Annotated in this window: 21 protein-coding genes; 11 read left to right on the plus strand and 10 right to left on the minus strand. The window is 58.3% G+C overall.

Features of this window, described 5'->3' with window-relative positions; genetic code table 11:
• The first annotated feature begins 116 nt into the window (after positions 1–116).
• The 5 genes from pnp to mtr all read left to right on the plus strand — a co-directional run bounded on the left by pnp (position 117) and on the right by mtr (position 6,718).
• Positions 117–2,252 carry a polyribonucleotide nucleotidyltransferase gene (pnp, locus tag KFZ77_RS02385; protein ID WP_031519015.1) on the plus strand — a complete coding sequence of 712 codons (2,136 nt, stop codon included), beginning with the start codon at positions 117–119 and terminating at the stop codon, positions 2,250–2,252.
• Positions 2,253–2,368: 116 nt separating this feature from the next.
• Entirely contained in the window at positions 2,369–3,253 is an 885-nt protein-coding gene (gene nlpI / locus KFZ77_RS02390; protein ID WP_031519014.1) for a lipoprotein NlpI, read from the plus strand.
• A gap of 103 nt (positions 3,254–3,356) precedes the next feature.
• Complete coding sequence (yrbN, locus tag KFZ77_RS02395; RefSeq protein ID WP_097563900.1) at positions 3,357–3,437, plus strand: protein YrbN; 81 nt, start codon at positions 3,357–3,359, stop codon at positions 3,435–3,437.
• Positions 3,430–5,340, plus strand: a complete 1,911-nt coding sequence (locus KFZ77_RS02400) for a DEAD/DEAH family ATP-dependent RNA helicase (RefSeq protein ID WP_031519013.1) — start codon at positions 3,430–3,432, stop codon at positions 5,338–5,340. Before yrbN ends, KFZ77_RS02400 begins: the two co-directional genes overlap by 8 nt.
• Positions 5,341–5,473: 133 nt before the next feature.
• Positions 5,474–6,718, plus strand: coding sequence for a tryptophan permease (gene mtr, locus KFZ77_RS02405; RefSeq protein WP_264385327.1), 1,245 nt, complete (start codon positions 5,474–5,476; stop codon positions 6,716–6,718).
• 58 nt (positions 6,719–6,776) lie between these two features.
• On the opposite strand, the gene KFZ77_RS02410 is transcribed toward mtr, so the two are convergent.
• The 3 genes from KFZ77_RS02410 to ubiU all read right to left on the minus strand — a co-directional run bounded on the left by KFZ77_RS02410 (position 6,777) and on the right by ubiU (position 9,852).
• A complete protein-coding gene (locus KFZ77_RS02410; RefSeq protein WP_031519011.1) occupies positions 6,777–7,787 on the minus strand; it encodes a luciferase-like monooxygenase in 1,011 nt (336 codons plus the stop codon).
• 180 nt (positions 7,788–7,967) lie between these two features.
• Complete coding sequence (locus KFZ77_RS02415; RefSeq protein ID WP_264385328.1) at positions 7,968–8,846, minus strand: U32 family peptidase; 879 nt, start codon at positions 8,844–8,846, stop codon at positions 7,968–7,970.
• A 10-nt stretch (positions 8,847–8,856) separates the two neighbouring features.
• Entirely contained in the window at positions 8,857–9,852 is a 996-nt protein-coding gene (gene ubiU / locus KFZ77_RS02420) for a ubiquinone anaerobic biosynthesis protein UbiU (protein ID WP_264385329.1), read from the minus strand.
• 250 nt (positions 9,853–10,102) lie between these two features.
• On the opposite strand from ubiU, the gene ubiT reads away from it, so the two are divergent.
• Positions 10,103–10,627: a ubiquinone anaerobic biosynthesis accessory factor UbiT gene (ubiT, locus tag KFZ77_RS02425; RefSeq protein ID WP_264385330.1), complete on the plus strand. Its 525-nt coding sequence runs from the start codon at positions 10,103–10,105 to the stop codon at positions 10,625–10,627.
• The gene (locus KFZ77_RS02430; protein WP_264385331.1) at positions 10,621–11,124 is read left to right on the plus strand and encodes a GNAT family N-acetyltransferase; all 504 of its coding nucleotides are present in this window, start codon (positions 10,621–10,623) and stop codon (positions 11,122–11,124) included. Before ubiT ends, KFZ77_RS02430 begins: the two co-directional genes overlap by 7 nt.
• Here the strand turns inward: KFZ77_RS02430 and KFZ77_RS02435 are convergent.
• The gene (locus KFZ77_RS02435) at positions 11,111–11,431 is read right to left on the minus strand and encodes a GIY-YIG nuclease family protein (protein ID WP_051640443.1); all 321 of its coding nucleotides are present in this window, start codon (positions 11,429–11,431) and stop codon (positions 11,111–11,113) included. The two genes, KFZ77_RS02430 and KFZ77_RS02435, sit on opposite strands and share 14 nt — an antisense overlap.
• A gap of 81 nt (positions 11,432–11,512) precedes the next feature.
• Between KFZ77_RS02435 and KFZ77_RS02440 the strand changes: the two genes are divergently transcribed.
• Positions 11,513–11,959: a YhbP family protein gene (locus tag KFZ77_RS02440; protein WP_264385332.1), complete on the plus strand. Its 447-nt coding sequence runs from the start codon at positions 11,513–11,515 to the stop codon at positions 11,957–11,959.
• Here the strand turns inward: KFZ77_RS02440 and KFZ77_RS02445 are convergent.
• Positions 11,939–12,457 carry a type 1 glutamine amidotransferase domain-containing protein gene (locus KFZ77_RS02445; protein WP_031519004.1) on the minus strand — a complete coding sequence of 173 codons (519 nt, stop codon included), beginning with the start codon at positions 12,455–12,457 and terminating at the stop codon, positions 11,939–11,941. The genes KFZ77_RS02440 and KFZ77_RS02445 overlap by 21 nt on opposite strands.
• A gap of 144 nt (positions 12,458–12,601) precedes the next feature.
• Between KFZ77_RS02445 and KFZ77_RS02450 the strand changes: the two genes are divergently transcribed.
• Both KFZ77_RS02450 and KFZ77_RS02455 read left to right on the plus strand, forming a co-directional pair.
• The gene (locus KFZ77_RS02450) at positions 12,602–13,252 is read left to right on the plus strand and encodes an NAD-dependent epimerase/dehydratase family protein (RefSeq protein ID WP_264385333.1); all 651 of its coding nucleotides are present in this window, start codon (positions 12,602–12,604) and stop codon (positions 13,250–13,252) included.
• Between the two features lie 85 nt (positions 13,253–13,337).
• The gene (locus KFZ77_RS02455; RefSeq protein WP_264385334.1) at positions 13,338–14,375 is read left to right on the plus strand and encodes a permease; all 1,038 of its coding nucleotides are present in this window, start codon (positions 13,338–13,340) and stop codon (positions 14,373–14,375) included.
• A 39-nt stretch (positions 14,376–14,414) separates the two neighbouring features.
• On the opposite strand, the gene dolP is transcribed toward KFZ77_RS02455, so the two are convergent.
• The 4 genes from dolP to KFZ77_RS02475 all read right to left on the minus strand — a co-directional run bounded on the left by dolP (position 14,415) and on the right by KFZ77_RS02475 (position 18,124).
• The gene (gene dolP, locus KFZ77_RS02460) at positions 14,415–14,990 is read right to left on the minus strand and encodes a division/outer membrane stress-associated lipid-binding lipoprotein (RefSeq protein ID WP_264385335.1); all 576 of its coding nucleotides are present in this window, start codon (positions 14,988–14,990) and stop codon (positions 14,415–14,417) included.
• A 9-nt stretch (positions 14,991–14,999) separates the two neighbouring features.
• Positions 15,000–15,590, minus strand: coding sequence for a DnaA initiator-associating protein DiaA (diaA, locus tag KFZ77_RS02465; protein ID WP_031519000.1), 591 nt, complete (start codon positions 15,588–15,590; stop codon positions 15,000–15,002).
• A 123-nt stretch (positions 15,591–15,713) separates the two neighbouring features.
• Positions 15,714–16,109 carry a YraN family protein gene (locus KFZ77_RS02470; protein WP_072001938.1) on the minus strand — a complete coding sequence of 132 codons (396 nt, stop codon included), beginning with the start codon at positions 16,107–16,109 and terminating at the stop codon, positions 15,714–15,716.
• Positions 16,067–18,124, minus strand: coding sequence for a penicillin-binding protein activator (locus KFZ77_RS02475; protein ID WP_264385336.1), 2,058 nt, complete (start codon positions 18,122–18,124; stop codon positions 16,067–16,069). The genes KFZ77_RS02470 and KFZ77_RS02475 overlap by 43 nt, the downstream gene beginning before the upstream one ends.
• Positions 18,125–18,187: 63 nt before the next feature.
• Between KFZ77_RS02475 and rsmI the strand changes: the two genes are divergently transcribed.
• Positions 18,188–19,051 (plus strand): 16S rRNA (cytidine(1402)-2'-O)-methyltransferase, encoded by an 864-nt coding sequence (gene rsmI / locus KFZ77_RS02480; RefSeq protein WP_264385337.1) that lies wholly within the window; start codon positions 18,188–18,190, stop codon positions 19,049–19,051.
• Positions 19,052–19,232: 181 nt separating this feature from the next.
• Here rsmI and garD read toward each other — a convergent pair whose 3' ends face one another.
• Entirely contained in the window at positions 19,233–20,804 is a 1,572-nt protein-coding gene (garD, locus tag KFZ77_RS02485; protein ID WP_031518991.1) for a galactarate dehydratase, read from the minus strand.
• Positions 20,805–20,939 lie beyond the last annotated feature (135 nt).

The following is a 20,939-nucleotide window of genomic DNA, read 5'->3' on the forward strand; positions in this document are numbered from 1 at the left end:
AGGGTGCCCCGAAATGAGCGGGTCTGACTTGTCATTAGTCGCGAGGATGCAAGAAGATCGGTCACCAGACAGCACGGCTAATGGCGTGCTGTCATTCATTAAGAAAGGGTAAAATTTTGCTTAATCCGATCGTTCGTAAATTCCAGTATGGTCAACATACTGTAACGCTTGAGACCGGCATGATGGCCCGTCAGGCCACTGCTGCCGTCATGGTGAGCATGGATGACACTGCGGTTTTCGTGACCGTTGTTGGTCAGAAAAAAGCGAAACCAGGCCAGGACTTCTTCCCGCTGACTGTTAACTACCAGGAGCGTACTTACGCTGCTGGTCGCTTCCCGGGTGGCTTCTTCCGTCGTGAAGGCCGTCCAGGCGAAGGCGAAACCCTGATCGCGCGTCTGATTGACCGCCCGGTTCGCCCACTGTTCCCGGAAGGCTTCGTTAACGAAGTTCAGATCATCGCCACCGTGGTTTCCGTTAACCCGCAGGTTAACCCGGATATCGTCGCGATGATCGGCGCTTCTGCTGCGCTGTCTCTGTCTGGTATTCCGTTCAACGGCCCAATCGGTGCCGCTCGCGTGGGTTACATCAACGACCAGTACGTGCTGAACCCGACTCAGGCTGAGCTGAAAGAGAGCAAGCTGGATCTGGTGGTTGCTGGTACTGAAGGTGCCGTGCTGATGGTTGAATCCGAAGCTGAACTGCTGAGCGAAGACCAGATGCTGGGCGCAGTGGTGTTTGGTCATGACCAACAGCAGGTTGTGATTCAGAACATCAACGACCTGGTGAAGGAAGCGGGTAAACCGCGCTGGGACTGGCAGCCAGAAGCCGTGAACGACGCGCTGAACGCGCGCGTTGCTGCGCTGGCAGAATCCCGTCTGAGCGATGCGTACCGCATCACCGACAAACAGGAACGTTACAGCCAGGTTGATCTCATCAAATCTGAAACCATCGCTGCCCTGCTGGCAGAAGATGAGTCTCTGGATGACAACGAGCTGGGCGAGATCCTGCACGCCATCGAGAAAAACGTTGTTCGTAGCCGCGTACTGGCAGGCGAGCCGCGTATCGACGGTCGTGAAAAAGATATGATTCGTGGTCTGGACGTGCGCACTGGCGTACTGCCGCGTACTCACGGCTCCGCGCTGTTCACCCGTGGTGAAACGCAGGCGCTGGTTACCGCTACCCTGGGTACCGAGCGTGACGCGCAGAACATTGATGAGCTGATGGGCGAGCGTACTGACCGCTTCCTGTTCCACTACAACTTCCCTCCGTACTCCGTAGGCGAAACCGGCATGGTCGGTTCACCGAAGCGTCGTGAGATTGGTCACGGTCGTCTGGCTAAGCGTGGCGTGTTGGCTGTTATGCCATCTGCCGATGCTTTCCCGTACACCGTGCGCGTAGTGTCTGAAATCACTGAATCTAACGGTTCTTCCTCCATGGCTTCCGTGTGCGGTGCTTCTCTGGCACTGATGGACGCGGGCGTACCGGTGAAAGCTGCCGTTGCGGGTATCGCGATGGGTCTGGTGAAAGAGGGCGACAACTACGTTGTACTGTCCGACATCCTCGGCGACGAAGATCACCTTGGCGATATGGACTTCAAAGTTGCGGGCTCCCGCGAAGGTATCACTGCGCTGCAGATGGATATCAAAATTGAAGGCATCACCAAAGAGATCATGCAGGCTGCCCTGAATCAGGCTAAAGGTGCGCGTCTGCACATCCTGGGCGTGATGGAGCAGGCTATCAACGCGCCGCGCGGTGATATCTCTGAATTCGCACCGCGTATTCACACCATCAAGATCAACCCGGACAAGATCAAAGACGTCATCGGTAAAGGCGGTTCTGTTATCCGTGCCCTGACCGAAGAGACCGGCACCACCATCGAAATCGAAGATGATGGCACCGTGAAGATCGCAGCAACCGATAACGATAAAGCAAAACACGCTATCCGTCGTATCGAAGAGATCACCGCTGAGATCGAAGTGGGTCGCATCTACAATGGTAAAGTGACCCGTATCGTTGACTTTGGCGCATTTGTTGCCATCGGTGGCGGTAAAGAAGGTCTGGTTCACATCTCTCAGATCGCTGATAAGCGCGTTGAGAAAGTGACTGATTACCTGCAGATGGGTCAGGAAGTACCGGTTAAGGTTCTGGAAGTTGACCGTCAGGGCCGCGTACGTCTGAGCATCAAAGAAGCAACCGAGCAGTCTCAGCCTGCTGAAGCACCGGCCGCGCCGGCTGCACCAGAAGCCGAGTAAGGTTTGCCATTTAGCTCTCCATGGCAACATGGAGAGCTGTTTGTTACACGGCATGATGCTGTGTTTGCAGCCGGGGAACAGGATGTTCATCCAATTGTTGTCGTCGGGAGTAGGAAATGAAGCCTTTTTTGCGCTGGTGTTTCGTTGCGACAGCTTTAACGCTGGCAGGATGCAGCAACTCTGCCTGGCGTAAGAGTGAAGTGCTGGCGGTGCCTCTGCAACCCAGTTTGCAGCAGGAAGTCATTCTGGCACGCATGGAACAAATCCTCGCAAGTCGGGCTTTAACCGATGATGAGCGCGCACAGCTTTTATATGAGCGCGGAGTGTTGTATGATAGTCTCGGTCTGCGAGCCTTAGCGCGAAATGATTTTTCACAAGCGCTGGCAATCCGACCTGATATGCCTGAAGTATTCAATTACTTAGGCATATATTTAACGCAAGCGGGCAATTTTGATGCCGCTTATGAAGCGTTTGATTCTGTACTTGAGCTTGATCCAACTTACAACTACGCGCACTTGAATCGCGGAATCGCCCTCTACTACGGCGGACGTGACAAGCTAGCGCAAGATGATCTGCTGGCGTTTTATCAAGACGATCCCAATGATCCTTTCCGCAGCCTGTGGCTTTATATCGTTGAGCAGAAGCTCGATGAGAAGCAGGCCAAAGAAGCGTTACAACAGCGCTTCGAGAAGTCGGATAAAGAACAATGGGGATGGAACATTGTCGAGTTCTGGCTGGGCAACATTAGCGAAGCAACGCTGATGGATCGCCTGAAGGCAGACGCAACGGATAACACCTCGCTCGCTGAGCATCTCAGTGAAACCAACTTCTATTTAGGTAAGTACTACCTAAGTCTGGGGGATAAGGACAGCGCCACGGCACTGTTCAAACTGGCGGTTGCAAACAACGTCCACAACTTTGTTGAGCACCGTTACGCATTGTTGGAATTAGCGCTCTTGGGCCAGGAGCAAGAAGACCTGGCAGAATCGGACCAGCAATAGCTGACGAACTTTCAGCCCATTTTTTCCTTGTGAGTCATCACCTTAGCGGGTGAGGGCTTGTTTGTTCGTCAATCCACATACTTTGAGCCGGTTCACACTTTTAATGAAAATTGCAGAAAATTTTCACGATGAGTTATGTAGACTGGCCGCCATTAATTCTGAGGCACTCGTACTACATGGCTGAATTCGAAACCACTTTTACTGATCTGGGCCTGAAGGCTCCTATCCTTGAAGCCCTTAACGATCTGGGTTACGAAAAACCATCTCCAATCCAGGCTGAATGTATTCCGCATCTGCTTGGCGGTCGCGATGTTCTGGGTATGGCCCAGACTGGTAGCGGCAAAACCGCAGCGTTCTCTCTGCCGCTGCTTAACAACATTGATTCAGACCTGCGCGCACCGCAAATCCTGGTGCTGGCGCCGACCCGCGAACTGGCGGTTCAGGTTGCTGAAGCAATGACCGATTTCTCTAAACATATGCATGGCGTAAATGTCGTGGCCCTGTACGGCGGCCAGCGTTATGACGTGCAGCTGCGCGCCCTGCGTCAGGGCCCACAGATTGTTGTGGGTACCCCGGGCCGTCTGCTGGACCACCTGAAGCGTGGCACGCTGAACCTCTCCAGCCTGAAAGGTCTGGTACTGGATGAAGCGGATGAGATGCTGCGTATGGGCTTCATCGAAGACGTTGAAACCATCATGGCGCAGATCCCGGCTGAACATCAGACCGCGCTGTTCTCCGCGACCATGCCGGAAGCGATCCGTCGCATTACCCGCCGCTTCATGAAAGAGCCGCAGGAAGTGCGCATTCAGTCCAGCGTGACCACTCGTCCGGACATCAGCCAGAGCTACTGGTCTGTTTACGGCATGCGTAAAAATGAAGCGCTGGTGCGTTTCCTGGAAGCGGAAGACTTTGACGCGGCGATCATCTTCGTGCGTACCAAGAACGCGACCCTGGAAGTGGCTGAAGCGCTGGAGCGCAGCGGTTACAACAGCGCCGCGCTGAACGGTGACATGAACCAGGCGCTGCGTGAGCAGACCCTGGAGCGTCTGAAAGACGGTCGTCTGGATATCCTGATTGCTACTGACGTTGCTGCCCGTGGCCTCGACGTTGAGCGTATCAGCCTGGTGGTTAACTACGATATCCCGATGGACTCTGAGTCTTACGTTCACCGTATCGGCCGTACCGGTCGTGCGGGTCGTGCTGGCCGTGCGCTGCTGTTCGTTGAGAACCGCGAGCGTCGTCTGCTGCGCAACATCGAACGCACCATGAAGCTGACCATCCCGGAAGTAGAACTGCCGAACGCAGAACTGCTGAGCGAGCGTCGTCTGGCTAAGTTCGCGGCAAAAGTACAGCAGCAGCTGGAAAGCAGCGATCTGGATCAGTACCGTGCCCTGCTGGCGAAAATCCAGCCGGCTGCGGAAGAAGAGCTGGATATCGAAACCCTGGCTGCAGCACTGCTGAAAATGGCCCAGGGCGAACGTCCGCTGATCCTGCCGCCGGATGCGCCGATGCGTCCTAAGCGTGAGTTCCGTGAGCGTGATGACCGCTTCGAACGTCGTGGCGACCGTAATGACCGTGGCCCGCGTGGCGATCGTCCGGAGCGTGGTGGTGAAGACCGTCCGCGTCGCGAGCGTCGTGATGTTGGTGATATGGAACTGTACCGCATTGAAGTGGGCCGTGATGACGGCGTTGAAGTACGTCACATCGTTGGCGCGATCGCTAACGAAGGCGACATCAGCAGCCGTTACATCGGTAACATCAAGCTGTTCGGTTCTCACTCCACCATCGAGCTGCCGAAAGGTATGCCGGGCGAGGTGCTGCAGCACTTTACCCGTACCCGCATCCTGAACAAGCCGATGAACATGCAGCTGCTGGGCGATGCGCAACCGCGCACCGGTGGTGGCGAGCGTCGCGGTGGTAACGGCGGTGGCCGTGGTTTCGGCGGTGAGCGTCGCGAAGGCGCGCGTCCGGAAGGTCGTCGCTTCAGCGGTGAACGTCGTGAAGGTGGTCGCAGCTTCGGCGGCGAGCGTCGTGAAAGCCGTGGTCCGCGTCCTGAAGGCGCACCGACCCGTCGTCGTGATGCATAATCACCCGCGCTAATAGCGTAAAGTAAACGATACAGTCCCGGTCATTACGATCGGGACTTTTTTTATCTGCAATGTACTCATGTACTGGTACAATGCTGCGCACAGACATCATCATTTTTCAGGACTGCACTGCATGACCTCAGCCGCACTTACCCGCGCTACGCCTTCAACCTTTGCCGGAATGGTTATTATCGGCGGCACCATCATTGGTGCCGGCATGTTTTCCCTGCCCGTGGTGATGTCCGGCGCCTGGTTCTTCTGGTCGCTCGCGGCGTTAGTGTTTACCTGGTTCTGCATGCTGCACTCCGGGCTGATGATCCTCGAAGCCAATCTCAACTATCACGTCGGTGCCAGCTTCGACACCATGACCCGCGACCTGCTGGGTAACGTCTGGAACCGGATCAACGGATTGTCCATCGCGTTTGTGCTCTACATCCTGACCTACGCCTACATCTCCGCCAGCGGCTCGATCCTGCACCATACGTTCGGCGAACTGTCGATAAACGCCCCGGCGCGTCTGGCCGGTCTGCTGTTTGCGCTGGTGGTCGCGTTTATCGTCTGGCTCTCCACCCGGGCGGTCAGCCGCATGACGGCGATTGTCCTCGGGGCGAAGGTGATCACCTTCTTCCTGACCTTTGGCAGCCTGCTGGGGCATGTCGAGCCCGCGACGCTGTTTAACGTGGCGGAGTCGCACCCCAGTTACACGCCTTATCTGCTGATGACGCTGCCGTTTTGTCTGGCCTCCTTTGGGTATCACGGCAACGTTCCGAGCCTGATGAAGTACTACGGGAAAAACCCGCGCGTTATCGTGCGCTGCCTGATCGGCGGCACCTTGCTGGCGCTGGGGCTGTATGCCGTATGGCTGCTGGCGACGATGGGCAATATTCCGCGTCATGACTTCATCGCGATTGCGCAGAAGGGCGGCAACATTGACGTGCTGGTGCAGGCGCTGAGCGGCGTGCTGAACAGCCGCAGCCTGGATCTGCTGCTGGTGGTGTTCTCAAACTTTGCAGTAGCGAGTTCGTTTCTTGGGGTGACGCTGGGGCTGTTCGACTATCTGGCCGATCTGTTCGGGTTTGACGACTCCCGCCTCGGGCGCCTTAAAACCGCGCTGCTGACCTTCGCACCGCCGATTATCGGCGGGCTGCTGTGGCCGGATGGTTTTCTCTATGCGATTGGTTATGCCGGGCTGGCAGCCACCATCTGGGCGGCAATTGTTCCTGCTTTGCTGGCGCGTGCTTCCCGTAAACGCTTTGGCAGCCCGCAGTTCCGGGTCTGGGGTGGAACGCCGATGATTGTGCTGATTCTGGTGTTTGGTATCGTAAACGCGCTGGTGCACCTGATGTCGACCTTCGATCTGCTGCCGGTCTGGAACTAAGCCATAAAAAAAGGTGGACAGGCTGACGCTTATCCACCTGGTTTTACGCTAAAGAGAATCAGCCCAGCAGTTCTTCCTTCACCTGCATCGCCAGATCGAAAGAGTGCAGGCGCGCGGCGTGATCGAAGATCTGACCGTTGACCATAATCTCATCCGCCTGGGTTTCACGCAGGATCGACTCCAGCCCGTGACGCACCTTCGCCTTATCGCCTACCAGCGACATGCTCAACGCCTGCTGAACGCCGTACTGCTCGGATGGCGACCAGAAGCTCTCCATGTTTTCAATCGGCGGCGGCAGTTGCCCGGTCTCGCCGCGGCGCAGCTTCACGAAGGCCTGCTGCATGGAGGTAAACAGGAATTCCGCATCGCGGTTGCTGTCGGCGGCCACGATGTTGATGCACACCATGGCGTACGGCTTCTCAAGCCGTGCCGACGGTTTGAAGTGGGTGCGGTAGAGGTGCAGCGCCTGGAACAGCATATCCGGCGCGAAGTGGGAGGCGAACGCAAACGGCAGCCCCATCTGCGCAGCGAGCTGTGCGCTGTACAGGCTGGAGCCGAGCAGCCAGACCGGAATGCGCGAACCGTAGCCCGGCACCGGGCGCACAGGCGGGTTTGGATCGCGGGCATCAAACCACTCCACCAGCTCCGCTACGTCGCGCGGGAAATTATCGATATCGCCGCTCATATGACGACGCAGCGCCATCATGGTGCGCTGATCGCTACCCGGTGCACGTCCCAGGCCCAGATCGATACGCCCCGGATACAGGGTATCCAGCGTACCGAACTGCTCGGCGATCACCAGCGGCGCGTGGTTCGGCAGCATCACACCGCCGGAACCGAGGTGCAGGGTGGTGGTGTTCGCCGCAAGATAGCCAATCAGCACCGAGGTGGCGGCGCTGGCAATCCCGGTCATGTTGTGGTGTTCCGCCAGCCAGAAGCGGTTGTAGCCCCGGCGTTCGGCGAGGCGCGCCAGATCCAGCGAATGGCTGAAGGCGTCGGCGGCGGAAGATCCCTGCGGGATCGGGGCGAGGTCGAGTACGGAGAAAGCAACGGTAGATTTATCAGACATAACGGCTCACTTTTTTCTTTGCCTGCCGGCATGACGCGGCGGCAACAGCATAGTCATCAGATTGAAGGTCTTCTTCCAGCCTGGCTCATTCCGGGCATTTTGCCCGGCGAGCCGCCAGAAAGCTGTCATTTCAATACTGCATGAAAAGTGCTGTCACCGCGTTAACAAAGTGAGCTGTTATCAGGCTTGCAGTTCAAGCCCGGCGAGGCGACGCCAGTAGCCGTTGCAGTCACTGTTCGCCGTCAGCGGCAGCGGTGCGGCACCGTTTTCATTGGCGCGAAACGCGTCAATCAGCGCCAGCGTTTCCAGGCCGCTCGGAGAGAGCCGCACCATATCCACCAGCCCCTGCATGGCCGTCAGTTCATTGCCGAGGTTGTAGACGTAACCGCTCATGGTCTGAATGCCGTTCAGGACGAACACCTGCTGATCCTCCTGAGAGAGCACCGGCCGCCCGTTGGGGTAGTTGATGCAGCAGGTTTCGCACTCGTCCTTCGGACGATCTTCCGAACGGGCGGTAAAGCAGCGCGCGGAGTACGCCAGCGGCAGATGGCCGTAGCTCAGCACTTCCACTTCAAAGCGCTCGCGAATGCCGAGCTGCTGACACTGGTCCAGCAGGTTGATCAGCCAGTCGCGCGACAGCTCCACCGGCATGCACCAGCGCGTCATGCCCTGATTAAGCAGGATCTTCAGGGTCACCGCGTTATAGCAGTTCAGGGCGTGGCCCGCGACAAACGGCAGCTTGCGCTCGGCGGCCATATTGACCGTGCCGAGATCGTTGGCTTCAATCAGAAACTCGCCGTTATCCACATAGCGCTTCACTTCCGTCAGTTCTGAGGGAGCCTGTACCAGCGCGAGGGTGGAGAGCACTACCTGCTTACCGGAACCGGCGAGCTGACGGGCCAGATCCAGCCAGTCAGCGGTTTTGGTGGCGCGGCGCTTGCTGCACACCGTTTCGCCCAGGTAAATGACGTCGGCGCTGCTGTTTGCGGCCTGTAGATAGAACGCCTCAAGGGTTGCTTTTGGCCAGTACCAGAGCACCGGTCCGAGAGAGTATTTCATGGTGACTCCTTTACTGCCATTTACGGTGATAGGCACCCAGCGTGGTCTGGGTGCCTTCCGCCATCGCGCCGAGGGTCTGCATCCATTCGGCATGTGGCGTGTAGGCCTGCGGGTTGGCCATGCAGCGATCGATAGCCTGCCGCCAGACGCGGGCCACTTGGCTGACGTAAGCCGGGCTGCGCTGACGACCTTCGATTTTCACCGAAGCAATGTTGGACGCCAGCAGCTCCGGCAGCAGCTCCAGCGTATTCAGGCTGGTGGGCTCCTCAAGCGCGTGATAGCGCTGACCGTCAACCTGATAGCGGCCTTTGCACAGCGTCGGGTACCCGGCATTCTCATCTTCCGCATAGCGGTCAATCAGCACGTTGTTCAGCCGCGACTCCAGCCCCTGCGGCGTCTGCTGCCAGCGCACGTAGCGTGCCGGGGAGCAGGCACCCACAGTATTAGGCGATTCGCCGGTCAGCCAGGAGGAGAGATAGCAGCGGCCTTCTGCCATGATGCACAGGCTGCCGAAGGCGAACACCTCAAGCGGCACCGGCGTGACGCGGGCGAGCTGCTTCACCTGATGAATTGACAGCACGCGCGGCAGCACCACGCGCGCGACGTCGAAATGGTTGTGGTAGAAGCGAATCGCTTCCTCGTTTGTCGCGGAAGCCTGCACCGATACGTGGCGTTCAATGTGCGGATAGCGGGTCGCGGCGTACTCCAGCATCGCCAGGTCGGCGAGGATCAGCGCGTCCGCGCCAAGCTGGGCTGCCATATCAACCGCACGCTGCCAGCGCTCGTAGCCGTCAGGGTGGGCAAAGGTGTTAATTGCGATATGCAGTTTGCGTTTGTGCTGGTGAACAAAGCTCACCGCCTCCTGCAGCTTCTTTTCGGTAAAGTTCAGCCCGGCGAAGTGGCGGGCATTGGTGTCATCCTTCAGGCCAATATAAACCGCATCGGCACCATTCTCGATGGCCGCCTTGAGGGCCGGAAGATTACCGGCGGGGCAAAGCAATTCCATAAGATTTCCTGCATGGTTGGAATGGCGCATTGCGCCGCAGCGCTGCCCGTTTTTTAAGCAGCGAAAATGTTAAGTGAAGGGGGATTTTAGTTAACCCTTTGCGAATAATTTTTGATTTAAGGCATTTATTGACGTATTGATGGCATCCATAAAGGGGTAGCCTGAACTGGCCGATAGTTGATTTATGCCGCTATTCGCTCTGGGGTATATGGCACAATGTCCGGATATTTTTTTACGAGGAGAAGGGTACGTGTTGAATAAACTTCGTTCGCGTCTGGTTCGTACCGGACCATCTTTGCTGAAAACGCCGGTAAAAATGGTGCCATTCGCGCTCAAGCGTCAGGCCCTGGAGCAGCTGCTGCACTGGCAGCTCGGCAAGGCGCTGGCAGAAGGCGAACTCGAGTTTCTCGACGGGCGCTGGCTGAGTATTAGCGTGCGCGATATCGATCTCTCATGGTGTATCTCGCTGGAAAACGATCGGCTGGTGGTACGCGAAAACGCGCCGGCAGACGTCAGCTTCAGCGCCGACGCCAGCGATCTGCTGATGATCGCAGCACGCAAGCAGGATCCGGATACCCTCTTTTTCCAGCGCCGCCTCATTATTGAGGGGGATACCGAGCTGGGTCTGTACGTTAAAAACCTGATGGACACCATCGAGCTGGACGCCATGCCAAAACCGTTGCGTTTTATGCTGATGCAGATGGCCGACTTCGTCGAAGCGGGTATGCGTGATGCCCCCGACTCCCGTACTACTTCTGTAGGTGAAGCATGTTAATCCGTGTCGAAATTCCCATTGATGCGCCAGGCATTGATGCGCTGCTGCGCCGTACCTTCGAGCGTGACGCCGAAGCGGCGCTGATCCGCGAGCTGCGCGAAGATGGCCTGTTAACCCTTGGTGTCGTCGCTACCGACGACGAAGGGCAGGTTATCGGCTACGTAGCCTTTAGCCCGGTGGCGGTGGAAGGCGAAGAGCTGCAGTGGGTGGGCCTCGCGCCGCTGGCGGTTGACGCGGCGTACCGTGGCCAGGGATTGGGTAGCCAGCTGGTGTATGAAGGGCTGGATTCGCTCAACGAGTTTGGCTATGCCGCCGTGGTTACCCTTGGTGAGCCGGCATTTTACGGCCGTCTGGGCTTTGAACCGGCTGCCCGGTATGGCCTGCACTGTCGCTGGCCAGGTGCCGAAGCAGCGTTCCAGCTCCGTCCGCTGGCCGACGACGCGCTCAACGGCGTCAGCGGCCGCGTGGAGTACCAGGAACATTTCAATCGCGTGTAGCGGCGGCCTCGTCGCATACCTCGCCCAACGTCTGGTGACCAAGCAGGTCGCCAAACGTCACGCTTCCGGCAACCAGTTGTTCTTTTTGCCGTTTCGTCAGCTGTTTAATACGATACTCCGCCCGCAACGCGGCGGAGCGATCGCCTACCAGCGTGCTGAACACCATCGTCAGTTCCCCTTTGCCGCGTAGTGAGCGCGCGCCTTTTCCCTGCTGATGCTGGCGCAGGCGACGTTCCACGTCCGTTGAGATGCCGGTATAAAGACGATTATCGGCGGTGCGGATAAGATAGAGATACCAGGGTGACATAAGCGTTATGGCGTTATCGGGCATGGCGCTACCCTAGCACAGCCTGGCGCAGGTGGGCAGGGTCAGTTAACAGGAGAGAGCGTGGAGAATCGGGAAAGAATCAGCCGCTGGCTGGCGAAACAGCATGTGGTGAGCTGGTGCGTGGCAACAGAAGACGACATGTGGTGCGCCAATGCCTTTTACTGCTTTGATGCAGACAACATGGTGCTGTGGCTGCTCAGCGACACCGGGACGCGTCACGGCAGGCTGACGGGGGAGGCGGCTCGGGTCGCCGGCACGATCAGCGGCCAGCCGAAAAACGTCGCCTTGATCCGCGGCATACAGTTCAAAGGTGAAATTCGATTGCTGAATGGCCCGGAAAGCGACGCGGCGCGTAGCCGCTACTGCCACCGCTTTCCGGTAGCCCGTGCAATGTCGGCCCCGGTCTGGGAGATCCGGCTCGATGAACTGAAGTTCACCGACAACACGCTGGGCTTTGGTAAGAAATTCTACTGGCTACGCGAGCCTTCAGGCTCCAAGCAGGCGTAGCGCCTCACGGTTAAACGCGGGCAGATCGTCAGGGGTACGGCTGGTTACCAGCTGATCCTTGTCGATCACCACTTCCTGATCGTGGAACTCAGCACCGGCGTTTTTCACGTCGATGATGATCGGTTTCACGGTTGTCAGTTTACGGCCGCGGATCACGTCGGCGCTGATCAGCAGCTGCGGTCCGTGACAGATGGCGAATACCGGTTTGCCGCTGTTCACAAAGTCGCGGGTGAAGCTGACGAAGCGCTCGTCGCCGCGCAGCGAATCCGGCGAGTGGCCGCCCGGCAGCAGCAGTGCGTCGAACTCCTCCGGCGTCACATCATCAATGGATTTGTCGATGGTGACTTCCGCTTCTCCTTGCTTACCTTTCACGGTATTACCGGCTTGTTTTTCAATCGTGACCACCTCGTGGCCCGCTTTACGGAACGCCTCAGCCGGTGAGGTGAACTCTGAATCTTCAAACTCGTCGGTGATCAAGACTGCAATCTTCTTGCTCATATTTCCTCCGTTGTTTTGGTTTCAGATGCATCATGCTGTGAGGTAATTCACCGTAAATGGTAAATAATTAACAAACACAGGTTATTAAGCCTGGTACAGGCACACCACATTGCAACACGGACTTATCTGTAAAGGGGGGCAACGATGAGCCGCATACTGATTACCGGCGCGACCGGGCTGGTGGGAGGGCATTTGATTCGCCTGCTGAATGATGACCCACGCGTTACGCAGATCGTCGCACCGACCCGGCGTCCGCTGCCACCGATGCGCAAAGTGACTAATCCGCGCGATCCGCAGCTGACCGATGTGCTGACGCAGCTGTCGGAGCCGATTGATATTGTCTTTTGCTGCCTGGGTACCACGCGGCGTGAAGCGGGGAGCAAAGAGGCGTTCATCCTTGCCGACTATACGCTGGTGGTGGACACCGCGCTGGCTGGGCTGCGGCTCGGCGCAAAGCATATGCTGGTGGTTAGCGCGGTGGGTGCCAGCAAGCGATCGCCCTTCTTTTACAATCGGGTGAAGGGTGAGATGGAAGCCTCGCTTATCGCCCAGCAGTGGCCGCGCCTGACCATTGCGCGGCCCTCTCTGCTACTGGGCAAACGTGAAAAACGACGCCCTGGCGAGTCGCTTTTTGCCCCGCTGTTTCGCCTGCTGCCCGCGAAATGGCGCTCGGTGCAGGCCAGCGACGTTGCCCGCGCCTTGCTAAACGAAGCTTTTTCGCCGGCGCGAGAGGAGGTAACTATCCTGAATTCCGGTCAATTGCACGAGAAAGCCACACAAACGCCGCTGATTTAGCCCTTTTCAAGCGCCAGCCCCAGGCGTAGTATGAGCGCGGTTTTTACAACAAAATCATTACAAATTATCCATTCAGAGGAATGTTATGGCTGGTCAGTCTTCATCTCTCGCGGTCAAACCAGTCGTCTGGTGGAAACCCGCGCTCTTCTTTCTCGTCGTTATTGTCGGCCTCTGGTATGTGAAATGGCAGCCGTATTACGGCAAAGCCTTTACCGCCTCCGAAACGCACAGCATTGGTAACTCCATTCTTGCTAACGCCAGCGACAGCCCGTTCCGGGCGGCGCTCGACTATGCGATGGTCTATTTCCTGGCGGTATGGAAAGCCGCGGTGCTGGGGGTGATCCTCGGCTCGCTGGTGCAGGTGCTGATCCCGCGTAACTGGCTGGTGCGCACCCTGGGCCAGCGTCGTCTCTCCGGCACGCTGTTTGGGACGCTGCTGTCGCTGCCGGGCATGATGTGCAGCTGCTGTGCTGCGCCGGTGACGGCGGGTATGCGCCGCCAGTCGGTGTCGATAGGTGGGGCGCTGGCGTTCTGGATGGGCAACCCGTTGCTCAACCCGGCAACGCTGGTATTTATGGGCTTTGTGCTGGGCTGGAATTTTGCCTTTGTGCGTCTGCTGGCGGGTATCCTGACCGTGGTCGGCGTGGCGCTGCTGGTTCAGCACTACACCAGAGATGATGCTCCGGTAATTGTCGATATGCCTGCTGAAGAGAACGTGGCGGACGAGCACTTTATGCGCCGCTGGGGCAGCGCGCTGTGGAACCTGTTCTGGAGCACCATCCCGGTATACGTACTGGCCGTGCTGGCACTCGGTGCGGCGCGCGTCTGGCTGTTTCCGCATGCGGATGCCGGGATCGACAATACGCTGTTTTGGGTGGTGATGATGGCGATTGCCGGCTGCCTGTTCGTTATTCCTACCGCCGCCGAAATCCCCATTGTGCAGACCATGATGATGGCGGGCATGGGTGTGGCACCGGCGCTGGCGCTACTGATCACGCTGCCAGCAGTGAGCCTGCCGTCGCTGATTATGCTGCGCAAATCATTCCCGGCGAAAGCACTGTGGCTTACCGGTGGGCTGGTTATTCTGTGCGGGATACTTCTCGGCAGCGTAGCGCTGATCTGATAAGCACGCCCCCTCGCGGGAGTGAGGGGGCGCGTAAGATTACTTCAGGATCGTAAAGGCGGTGGTGACGTGTTTGACACCGCTGACGCGGCTGGCGGTATCCGCTGCCGCCTGTCCTTCACGTTCGGTCACCAGGCCGAGCAGGAACACTTCCCCGTTTTCGGTAGTCACCTTCACGTTAGAGGATTTCACCTGATCGCTTGCCAGCAGCTGGGAGCGCACTTTGGTGGTGATCCAGGTATCGCTTGAGGCGGTGCCCAGGCCAATCGGCTGGCCGCTGCGAATTTCGTTATACACCTCGGCTGCGCCATCGACGCCCATCGCAATCTGCTTCGCACGCGCAGAGAGGTCGCTTCCCGGAGCCTGACCGGTCAGCAGCACTTTACCCTGATAAGCGGTAACGTTGATGCGCGCGTCTTTTTTCAGCTGCTCATCTTTATCCAGCGCGTTGTTTACGCGTACTTCAAGCGTACCATCGTCAACCTGCGTCCCCACAGTGCGCGGGTCGGTGGCGGTTTTGGTAGCGACAGCGGCGCTGCCGACGACGACGGCACCCACACAACCCTGTAGCAGCAAGGCAGAAATCAGAATAGCCAGTGGCGTTAATGCCTTCATGAATGCTCCTTAGTCATCCTGGTGTGGAAAAAGCGTGTTATCAATCAGATCGCACAAGCAGTTCACCGTCAGCATATGCATCTCGTGGATGCGCGCGCTGCGGTGCGAAGGGATACGAATTTCCACATCCTGTGGTCCCAACAGCCCGGCCAGTTCGCCACCGTCATAGCCGGTCAGCGCGACGATAGTCATATCTCGGGTTACTGCCGCTTCGACGGCTTTGACAATATCACGACTGTTGCCGCGGGTAGAAATCGCCAGCAGGACATCGCCGGTATGTCCGAGGGCGCGCACCTGCTTGGCATAGATCTCTTCGTGCATGCGGTCGTTAGCGATCGCCGTCAACACCACGTTATCGGTACTCAGCGCAATGGCAGGCAGGCTGGGGCGTTCGGTTTCGAAGCGGTTAATCATGCTGGCAGCAAAATGCTGTGCGTTGGCCGCTGAGGTGCCGTTGCCACAGCAGAGGATTTTGTTACCGTTTAGCAGAGACTGAACCAGCGTCATCGCCGCGCGGGAAATTGCGTCTGGCAGCGCTTCTGCCGCCGCAATCTGAGTTTGAATGCTTTCTGTGAAGCAGACTTTAATTCTTTCGAGCACGATGGTCCTTACTAAAGTAAGCGGGTAAGCGTGCTACCGCGCTGTCGAAGCAGCAGCCGCACAAGCGAACGGTAACGTAACTTACCTGCGATATAACAGAGTGACGGGCCTGGCGCCTGCGGGTCAGGAGGGCAGAGTGAAGGCGTTCGTAATCCACTCTACGTCGTCGCCGGTGAAGGCTAACACATCAAACCGGCAATCCACAGTATCAAAACTTCCGGAATGTCTGGCGAGCCATACGCGGGCGGCGCGTAATAACTTTTGCTGTTTACTGCGGGTGACGCTGGCCGCCGCACCGCCATAGCGCGCAGAGCGGCGGTAGCGCACTTCGATGAATACCGTTACCTGACGGTGCATCATAATCAGATCGATTTCGCCGCCGCGTTCATGAACGTTAGCGGCGACGAAGCGCAGTCCCTTGCGCTCAAGCCAGGCGCGCGCGCGCGTTTCGAAGGCGGCGCCTGTCTGCTGGCGGGTTAATTCGCCGGGACGATTTGACCCTGCTGGTATCTGAGCCACGTTAACTTCCTGTTAATGACGCAGTCCTGGGTGGCGGTCAGCTCGCCGGTGTTGCCCGCCAGGTGGAAGCCCGGCACCTGACGCATTTGCGAGAAGTTGTTCGCCAGCGACCAGGCATCAACGCCCATCGCGTAGAGACGAGCCAGTGAATAGTCGTTATTCACCGCCGCCAGCGCCTGCTGCTGCAGCGCCGGGTTAGCGCCGGTCAGCATCGGGATATCGCTGAACTGCATGCCTTCCATCTCCAGACGGAAGTCGGCACCCGCGCCACCCTGGGCGCTGCGCGAGCTGGCATACAGCGAAGCACCGCTCTGGCTGCCCGCGCGCATAGCGATCATCGGTTTGATCAGCGCCACTTCTTCCTGGGTTGCCACAATATAGGCCGCATCAACTTTGCCGCTGCCCGCGGTGATCTGCGCATCGGTCGGTGGTGCCGGGATGGTCAGACCGCCAATGGTGACGCTCTCCTGCTGCGGCAGGCTGGCGCTTACCGGGCTACCGGTCAGGGCGATGCCCGAGCCGCTGTTAATGCCCATTTTCAGCTCGGCGGTGGAACCAAACTTCTGCTCCAGCACAATACCGCCGCCAAGTTTGCTCCATTCAGCGGCAAAGGCGCTGCTGACGCGACTACCCAGTGCGCTACGCGGCACCAGCAGCAGCGGCGCGCGTTTGCCCTCCTGCCAGATGTGATTCGCTGCATCGCGGGCTTCATCTTCCGGCGACAGGGCGAAATAGCAGATGTTGGCACGGCTTTCGACGTTTTCCGGCTGGTTAAGCGCCAGCACGTTGAGCGGCGTGTTGCTCTTCAGCAGCTCTTCGACGCTGTTCTTCAGCAGCGGGCCAATAACAATACTGGCGCCGTCCTGCTGGGCCTGATTCAGCACCTGAGCCAGCGGCTGCGAGCTGGTGTCGTAGACCTTCAGTTCGGCACCTGGATTAGCCGGCGCGGCGGCGGTTGGCGTGGGTGCCGCTCCCGGTATGGCGGGCTGTTCCGGCTGCGCGTCCGGGGTTTCCGGTTCGTTGGTGAGATCGTTTACTGCCGCCTGCGACGGGCTGGCGACCGTATCCGGTGCCTGCACCGGCTGTGCTGCCGTACCCGTTTCGGCAGTAGCGGTGGCGGTTGCAGGCGCGCTGACCGGCGTCACCGGGCTGGTACCGGCGTTTTTCGCCGCTTCAAAGCCCTGCTGGATGGTGCGGCCAAACACCGCCGCCTGACCGTTCAGCGGCAGCAGCAGCGCGATTTTATTGGCGGATGCCGGCTGGAATTTCTGCACGTTGGTCAGCGGCGTCGGCAGTAGCTTCGCGCCGGGGTTATTCGGGTAGCGGGTCTGCCAGTCGCGGATTGCGGCTTTCATCAGTTCCGGATCGTTGCGGTTGTCGAACCAGACGCGCTGCAAATCGAGCCAGCCCTGAAGCGTGTTTTCATCGGCGTTGATTACCAGCGCATTGGCTTGCTCCGCAGTCATCTGCGACAGCGTCTGCCAGGTGGTATCGATATTTTTCTGTTTGTCGGCACCGGTCACCAGCGGCTCTTCGGCGATTAAGGCGCGCAGCAGCGAAAGCGACGGACGCCCCTCGCTGGCAACAATCACGGCGTGCCAGTAGCGCGCCTGCTGCGGTTGTTCGAGGTCGCCCGGCTTGATGTTATTGAGCAGCGCCGTGGCGGCAGGGTAGTCGCGCTGCGCCAGCTTCGCTTCTGCGCCCAGCAGCGCCTGTTCATTACGCTGATGATTATCGAGCGCTTCCGGCAGCTGGTTAAACAGCGTCACGGCTTCGTTGGTCTTGCCCTCTTTCAGCAGGGCACGAATGGCGAGTAATTGCCAGTTGGTCTTGCTATCATCAGACGCCTGCTGCATCTGGTTGAGATAGTAACCGGAATCCGCCTCGGCTTTCCCTTGCATATGCGGTGCAGTCTGATCCGGCGCCTGGGTGCCGCAGCCAGCGAAGAACAGCGTCGCCAGCACTATCGGCAGACAGCGTGCGGTGTTAGAACGATAAAAAATCGACGGTACCATAACGTATCCAATGTTATTTTTTTACTCAATGCTCAATAGTAAATCGGCAAAACGGACGAAACAATGAAACAACACGATTCCGCGGAGAATTCCCAGGGCAAGCTGTATATCGTGCCGACACCTATTGGCAACCTGGGCGACATTACCCAGCGGGCGCTGGATGTGCTGCAATCCGTTGATCTTATTGCCGCAGAAGATACCCGCCATACCGGCTTATTGCTCCAACATTTTGCCATTAATGCGCGCCTCTTCGCATTGCATGACCATAACGAACAACAAAAGGCGCAAACCCTGCTGGCGAAGCTGCAGGACGGGCAACATATCGCGCTGGTGTCAGATGCCGGTACACCGCTGATTAACGATCCGGGCTACCATCTGGTGCGCACCTGCCGTGAAGCGGGGGTTCAGGTGGTGCCGCTGCCAGGCCCCTGCGCTGCAATTGCCGCGCTCAGCGCTGCCGGGCTGCCGTCGGACCGCTTCTGCTATGAAGGCTTCCTGCCGGCAAAATCGAAAGGGCGACGCGATACGCTGCGCGCACTGGAGCAGGAGCCGCGCACGCTGATTTTTTATGAGTCCACCCATCGCCTGATCGAGAGCCTGGAAGATATCTGTTCTGAACTGGGCGAGACGCGTTACGTCGTGCTGGCGCGGGAGATCACCAAGACCTGGGAGTCGATTCACGGCGCGCCGATTGGCGAGCTGGTGGCCTGGGTCAAAGAGGATGAGAACCGTCGCAAAGGCGAGATGGTGCTGATTGTCGAAGGGTTTAAAGCACAGGAAGAAGCACTGCCTGCCGATGCACTGCGCACGCTGGCGCTGCTGCAGGCCGAGCTACCCCTGAAGAAGGCCGCGGCGCTGGCGGCGGAAATTCACGGCGTGAAGAAGAATGCGCTCTACAAATACGCGCTGGAGCAGCAGGGGGAGTAACCCGGCTGCAGCAATAAAAAAGCACGGCATATGCCGTGCTTTTTTTTATCCGTGGGGTATCAGCGCGTAGGGTGGGTAAGCGTAGCGCACCCACCTCTGGAGCATCACCGGTGGCGGGTGCGCAGGCTTACCCGCCCTACGGCACTTTGGCACATGCCGTGCTTTTTTTATCCGCGTGGTATCAGGTCACCGGTGCCGGGTTAAATACCGCCAGCTGGTTGTGCAGCCCCCACTGGTCGGAAAACGTTTTTTTACGTCCGCTCGCTACGTCCAGAATAAAGTGGAACAGCTTCCAGCCCACGTCCTCGATGCTCTCTTCCCCGGTGGCGATAGTGCCGGCGTTAATGTCCATTAAGTCGTACCAGCGGTTTGCCAGCTCGGTGCGGGTCGCCATTTTGATCACCGGCACCGCCATCAGACCGTAAGGAGTGCCGCGTCCGGTGGTGAAGACCTGCACCGTAATGCCGGAGGCCACCTGCTGCGTGCCACAGACAAAATCGCTGGCCGGGGTGGCAGCGTAGATCAGGCCGCGTTTGGTCGGGCGCTGACCCGGTGACAGCACTTCTGAAATCGCGCTTTTGCCCGATTTCGCAATCGAGCCGAGCGCTTTCTCCACCACGTTCGCCAGCCCGCCTTTTTTATTGCCGGGGGAGGGGTTAGCGCTGCGGTCGGTTTTACCCATGTCCAGATAGTTGTCGTACCACTCCATCTCTTCCAGCAGGCGTCGGCCGACGTCTTCATTGATGGCGCGCGGAGTGAGCAGGTGGATGGCATCGCGTACCTCGGTCACTTCCGAGAACATCACCGTGCCGCCGCAGCGCACCAGCAGGTCAGAGGCATAGCCCACCGCCGGGTTAGCAGTAACGCCGGAGAACGCATCGCTGCCGCCGCACTGCATGCCCACCACCAGTTCAGATGCCGGGCAGGTTTCGCGCTGGCGCTGGTTGAGTTTTGCAAGGTGGCGCTCCGCGACGCGCAGAATATCGTCCACCATCGAGCGGAAGCCGACGTGCTGTTCATCCTGCAACCGCACAATGCTGGCATCGTCCACCGCAATCGCCTGCACGTCTTCGGTGCCCTGCAGCAGACGCTCCGGTTGCAGTTTCTCGCAGCCGAGGCCGATCACCATCACTTCGCCGCCGAAGTTCGGGTTAAGCGCGATGTTGTGAATGGTGCGGATGGGGATCACCGCCGCCGGGGCATTGATGGCCACGCCGCAGCCGTACAGATGGTTCAGGCCCACCACGCCATCCACGTTCGGATAGCGCGGCAGCAGGTCGCGTTCAATCAGCTTAATTACGTAATCAACCACCCCCGCTACGCAGTGCACGCTGGTGGTGATGCCGAGAAGGTTCTTGGTGCCCACGCTGCCGTCGGCATTGCGATAGCCTTCGAACGTATACCCTTCCAGCGGCGGCAGCGGCTCAGGCACGCGGGTAGCAAGCGGAAGCGTATTCAGCGGCGGCGCTTTCGGCAGCTCCACCAGCGACTCTTCAATCCAGCTACCGCGCGGGATTTCGCGTACCGCATAGCCGATCACTTCACCATAACGCACGATCTCGCCGTGCGCCGGAATGGTTTCCAGCGCCACTTTATGGCCCTGCGGAATATGCTCAATCAGCTCCAGCCCGTCAGGAAAGCGGGTACCCGCTTTCAGGCCGTTATCATTGACGATAATGGCGACATTATCGGTGTCATGAACTTTTATATAAAACGCCGCAGGAGGCTGTTGTTTAATTTCGATGCCGGCCATTGTTCACTATTCTCCAGCTAAGAAGTAAATATCAAAGCGAGCTTATTTGTGGCGCTCGTTATCTTTTATGAATGAATCTGCACGAAAGAATGTCAGCTGCGAATAAATAAGAATGTGATGGCGATCACTTATTTC

It is taken from the genome of Siccibacter colletis (assembly GCF_025914095.1).
Classification (GTDB): Bacteria; Pseudomonadota; Gammaproteobacteria; order Enterobacterales; family Enterobacteriaceae; genus Siccibacter; species Siccibacter colletis.

Excerpts from the sequence above, each read along its gene's own strand:
- KFZ77_RS02475 (WP_264385336.1), bottom strand. The coding sequence starts at position 18,124 with ATGGTACCGTCGATTTTTTATCGTTCTAACACCGCACGCTGTCTGCCG.
- rsmI (WP_264385337.1), top strand. The coding sequence starts at position 18,188 with ATGAAACAACACGATTCCGCGGAGAATTCCCAGGGCAAGCTGTATATC.
- garD (WP_031518991.1), bottom strand. The coding sequence starts at position 20,804 with ATGGCCGGCATCGAAATTAAACAACAGCCTCCTGCGGCGTTTTATATA.
- mtr (WP_264385327.1), top strand. The coding sequence starts at position 5,474 with ATGACCTCAGCCGCACTTACCCGCGCTACGCCTTCAACCTTTGCCGGA.
- KFZ77_RS02415 (WP_264385328.1), bottom strand. The coding sequence starts at position 8,846 with ATGAAATACTCTCTCGGACCGGTGCTCTGGTACTGGCCAAAAGCAACC.
- KFZ77_RS02445 (WP_031519004.1), bottom strand. The coding sequence starts at position 12,457 with ATGAGCAAGAAGATTGCAGTCTTGATCACCGACGAGTTTGAAGATTCA.
- KFZ77_RS02430 (WP_264385331.1), top strand. The coding sequence starts at position 10,621 with ATGTTAATCCGTGTCGAAATTCCCATTGATGCGCCAGGCATTGATGCG.
- KFZ77_RS02450 (WP_264385333.1), top strand. The coding sequence starts at position 12,602 with ATGAGCCGCATACTGATTACCGGCGCGACCGGGCTGGTGGGAGGGCAT.
- KFZ77_RS02455 (WP_264385334.1), top strand. The coding sequence starts at position 13,338 with ATGGCTGGTCAGTCTTCATCTCTCGCGGTCAAACCAGTCGTCTGGTGG.
- yrbN (WP_097563900.1), top strand. The coding sequence starts at position 3,357 with ATGAAAATTGCAGAAAATTTTCACGATGAGTTATGTAGACTGGCCGCC.
- KFZ77_RS02410 (WP_031519011.1), bottom strand. The coding sequence starts at position 7,787 with ATGTCTGATAAATCTACCGTTGCTTTCTCCGTACTCGACCTCGCCCCG.
- KFZ77_RS02435 (WP_051640443.1), bottom strand. The coding sequence starts at position 11,431 with ATGTCACCCTGGTATCTCTATCTTATCCGCACCGCCGATAATCGTCTT.
- ubiU (WP_264385329.1), bottom strand. The coding sequence starts at position 9,852 with ATGGAATTGCTTTGCCCCGCCGGTAATCTTCCGGCCCTCAAGGCGGCC.
- nlpI (WP_031519014.1), top strand. The coding sequence starts at position 2,369 with ATGAAGCCTTTTTTGCGCTGGTGTTTCGTTGCGACAGCTTTAACGCTG.
- KFZ77_RS02400 (WP_031519013.1), top strand. The coding sequence starts at position 3,430 with ATGGCTGAATTCGAAACCACTTTTACTGATCTGGGCCTGAAGGCTCCT.
- dolP (WP_264385335.1), bottom strand. The coding sequence starts at position 14,990 with ATGAAGGCATTAACGCCACTGGCTATTCTGATTTCTGCCTTGCTGCTA.